This is a genomic window from Neisseria sp. HMSC070F02, from assembly GCF_001814225.1.
Taxonomy (GTDB): Bacteria; Pseudomonadota; Gammaproteobacteria; order Burkholderiales; family Neisseriaceae; genus Neisseria; species Neisseria meningitidis.
On sequence record NZ_KV815406.1, the window covers coordinates 1 to 4,383 of the forward strand.

The following is a 4,383-nucleotide window of genomic DNA, read 5'->3' on the forward strand; positions in this document are numbered from 1 at the left end:
CGTCATTCCCGCGCAGGCGGGAATCCAGACCCCCAACGCGGCAGGAATCTATCGGAAATAACCGAAACCGGACGAACCTAGATTCCCGCTTTCGCGGGAATGACGGCAGAGTGGTTTCAGTTGCTCCCGATAAATGCCGCCATCTCAAGTCTCGTCATTCCCTTAAAACAGAAAACAGAAAACCGAAATCAGAAACCTAAAATTTCGTCATTCCCATAAAAAACAGAAAACCAAGTGAGAATAACAATTCGTTGTAAACAAATAACTATTTGTTAATTTTTATTAATATATGTAAAATCCCCCCCCCCCCGAAAGCTTAAGAATATAATTGTAAGCGTAACGATTATTTACGTTATGTTACCATATCCGACTACAATCCAAATTTTGGAGATTTTAACTATGAAAAAAACAGTTTTTACATGTGCCATGATTGCCCTGACCGGTACTGCCGCCGCTGCACAAGAGCTTCAAACCGCTAATGAGTTTACCGTCCACACCGACCTCTCTTCCATTTCTTCAACTCGTGCTTTCCTGAAAGAAAAACACAAAGCTGCCAAACACATCGGCGTACGTGCTGATATTCCTTTTGATGCCAGCCAAGGCATCCGCTTGGAAGCCGGTTTCGGGCGCAGCAAAAAAAATATTATTAATTTGGAAACAGATGAGAACAAGCTGGGTAAGACTAAAAATGTAAAACTGCCCACCGGCGTTCCTGAAAACCGTATCGATCTTTACACAGGCTACACCTATACCCAAACGTTAAGTGATTCTTTAAATTTCCGTGTGGGTGCCGGCTTGGGTTTTGAATCTTCAAAAGACAGCATTAAAACCACCAAGCATACGCTTCACAGCAGCCGTCAGTCGTGGTCAGCCAAAGTTCACGCGGATTTGCTTTCCCAACTGGGTAACGGCTGGTATATCAACCCTTGGTCTGAAGTGAAATTTGACCTCAAGTCCCGCTATAAATTAAACACCGGCGTTACCAGTCTCAAAAAAGACATCAATCAAAAAACCAACGGCTGGGGCTTTGGATTGGGTGCAAATATTGGTAAAAAACTGGGCGAATCCGCCAGCATCGAGGCGGGGCCGTTCTACAAACAACGCACTTACAAAGAATCCGGCGAGTTTAGTGTAACAACCACGAGTGGCGACGTATCGCTCACCATCCCGAAAACCAGTATTCGTGAATACGGCTTGCGCGTCGGCATAAAATTCTGATGATTTGAAATCATCATTGTCGCTTTAAATGCCAAACCGCAAACTATTTTGGTTTGCGGTTTTTACGTGAAATGAATTTGAATAGCCGATGCCGTCTGAAAATTTCAGACGGCATTTTTCCAATCGGTTAAAATACGCGGTTTGTTTTTTTAGGAACGCGCCGTGCTTGCCTCCGCCATCGACTTCATCCTCCATATCGACCAACACCTGCTCGCGCTGTCGGCGCAATACGGTGTGTGGATTTATGCGATTCTGTTTTTGATTGTTTTTTGCGAAACCGGCCTGATTGTTACGCCCTTACTGCCCGGCGATTCGCTGCTGTTTGCCGCCGGCGGGATTGCCGCGCTGGGCGGTATGGATATTCATTTGATGGTTGCATTATTAAGCCTTGCCGCCATACTCGGCGACGCGCTCAATTTTACCGTCGGCAAATATTTCGGCGGCAGGCTGTTCGCCAACCCCGATTCTAAAATCTTCCGACGTGAATATCTCGATAAAACCCACCGTTTTTACGAAAAACACGGCGGCAAAACCATCATCATTGCCCGTTTTATGCCCATCGTCCGCACCTTCGCCCCCTTCGTCGCCGGTATGGGGAAAATGCACTATGCCAAATTTATCCGCTACAACATCATCGGTGGCTTGTTGTGGGTTATCCTGTTTTCTTACGCGGGCTATTTCTTTGCCAACTTCCCCGTCGTAAAAAACAATCTGGGCTTGGTGATGGGCGGCATCATTATTGTTTCCGTCCTGCCGGGTGCGGTTGAAATTGCCCGCGCCAAACTTGCGGTAAAATCCAAACGGTAACTGTTGAGAATTTGTATCATGAATATATTATCTGTAGAAAACGCTTCTTTTGCCATCGGCCACGTTGCCTTGCTCGACAAAACTTCTTTTCAACTCGACAGCGGCGAAAAAGTCGGCTTAATCGGACGCAACGGCGCAGGCAAGTCTTCGTTTTTAAAAATCCTCGCCGGTTTGCAAAAGCTCGACGACGGGCAGATTATTGTTCAAAACAACCTCAAAATCGTTTATGTACCGCAGGAATCCTTTTTTGATAAGGACGCAACCGTATTTGATACCGTTGCCGAAGGTTTGGGCGAAATTCGCGATTTATTGCGCCGTTATCATCATGTCAGCCATGATTTGGAGCACAATTCAGACGACGTTTTATTAAAAGAACTCAACGAATTACAACTCGAAATCGAAGCGAAGGACGGCTGGAAGCTGGATGCGGCAGTCAAGCAGACTTTGGGCGAACTCGGTTTGCCGGAAAACGAAAAAATCGGCAACCTTTCCGGCGGTCAGAAAAAGCGTGTCGCCTTGGCGCAGGCTTGGGTGCAGAAGCCCGACGTATTGCTGCTGGACGAACCGACCAACCATTTGGATATTGACGCGATTATCTGGTTGGAAAACCTGCTCAAGGCGTTTGAAGGCAGCTTGGTCGTGATTACCCACGACCGCCGTTTTTTGGATAATATCGCCACGCGGATTGTCGAACTTGACCGCGGCATTCTACGTTCCTATCCCGGCTCGTTCTCTAAATACAGTGAGAAAAAAGCGCAAGAGTTGGCAGTCGAGGCGGAACATAACCGCTTGTTTGACAAATTTCATGCTCAGGAAGAAGCGTGGATACGCAAAGGCATTGAAGCGCGCCGTACCCGTAACGAAGGCCGCGTGCGCCGCTTGGAAGAGCTGCGCCGCCAACGTGCAGAACGCCGCAACGTGCAGGGACAGGTCAACTTTAAGCTCGACAGCGGTGAGAAGAGCGGCAAAATCATCGCCGAATTGGAGCACGCTTCGTTTGCCTACGGCGGCAAAGTCATTATGGACAAATTCTCCGCCATCTTGCAGCGCGGCGACAAAATCGGCTTAATCGGTCCAAACGGCATCGGCAAAACCACATTTTTAAAACTGATTTTGGGCGAATTGCAGCCGACCTACGGCAGAATCCGTATCGGCAGCAAGCAGGAAGTCGCCTATTTCGACCAGTTCCGCAGCGCGTTGAATGAAAACGACACCGTGTTTTACACGCTCGGACAGGGCAATGATTACGTTGAAGTCGGCGGTAAGAAAAAGCATGTGATGAGCTATTTGGAAGATTTCCTGTTCCCCCCTGCCCGCGCGCAAAGTCCTGTTTCTTCACTCTCCGGCGGCGAACGCAACCGCCTTTTGCTGGCAAAACTCTTTACCCGTCCCGCCAATATTTTGGTCTTGGACGAACCGACCAATGACTTGGACATCGACACCCAAGAGCTGCTCGAAGACCTGTTGCGCGATTATCAAGGCACGGTATTCCTTGTCTCGCACGACCGTATGTTCCTCGATAACGTGATTACCCAAAGCCTTGTTTTTGAAGGAAATGGAAGGTTAAAAGAATATATCGGCGGCTATCAGGACTACATCGACGCAAAATCACGCGAAGCGAAGATTCAGACGGAATCCGCACCCAAAACAGCCGATGCCGAACCGGTGAAAGAAAAACCCAAAGCCAACCGCACGGTCAAACTGTCCTACAAAGAACAGCGAGAACTCGATGCCCTGCCCGACGAAATCGCCGCCTTGGAAGCCGAACAGGCAGAAATCAACGCGCAGCTTTCCGATCCCGAAATCTTCAAAGATTACGAAAAAGCCGGCGCACTGCAAAGCCGCGCCGAAGAAATCGAAATGCTGCTTTTGGAAAAGCTGGAACGCTGGGAGCTGCTGGAAACCAAACAGAACGGCAATGCCGTCTGAAATCAAACAGGAAGAAAAAAATGTTCAAACGACCTGAAGAAATCATCGTCCTGATACTTGCCGTCCTCTGGATTGCCGGTACGTATTTTCTCGCCGCCCTGTTTGGAGCGGACGCTTATACCGTGTTAAAAATCACTGCCCTTACCCTGCTTTGGTCTGCCGCATCATTCCTCCTTTGGCAAAAAAACCTCAGCCGGCATATCTGGCCGCTGCTGCTCGGCTGCCTGACTGCCTGTTGGTGGCCGTATCTGAATCAATCGGTCGCACCCGGTTCTTTACCTTGGTATGCATCATGGACGTTCAAAACCATCTTAGCCCTGATTCCCGTAACCGCAGGTTATCTGTTTAAATGGAAACAATACCGGCAGCGCAAAACAAAGCCGTAAGCCCGTCTTTTTCAGACGGCGGCGGATTCGCATTTGAAGTGCA

General features: G+C 48.6%; 4 protein-coding genes. All 4 read left to right on the top strand.

The features are described 5' to 3' along the window. Positions 1–399: 399 nt before the first annotated feature. Complete coding sequence (gene opc / locus HMPREF2959_RS04485) at positions 400–1,218, top strand: autotransporter adhesin Opc (RefSeq protein WP_002243500.1); 819 nt, start codon at positions 400–402, stop codon at positions 1,216–1,218. A 162-nt stretch (positions 1,219–1,380) separates the two neighbouring features. After that, the gene (locus tag HMPREF2959_RS04490) at positions 1,381–2,025 is read left to right on the top strand and encodes a DedA family protein (protein WP_002219343.1); all 645 of its coding nucleotides are present in this window, start codon (positions 1,381–1,383) and stop codon (positions 2,023–2,025) included. Between the two features lie 18 nt (positions 2,026–2,043). Beyond that, complete coding sequence (locus tag HMPREF2959_RS04495) at positions 2,044–3,954, top strand: ATP-binding cassette domain-containing protein (protein WP_002243499.1); 1,911 nt, start codon at positions 2,044–2,046, stop codon at positions 3,952–3,954. Positions 3,955–3,974: 20 nt separating this feature from the next. Beyond that, on the top strand, positions 3,975–4,340 hold the full coding sequence (locus tag HMPREF2959_RS04500; protein WP_002213667.1) for a hypothetical protein: 366 nt from the start codon (positions 3,975–3,977) through the stop codon (positions 4,338–4,340). The last annotated feature ends 43 nt before the right edge of the window (positions 4,341–4,383 follow it).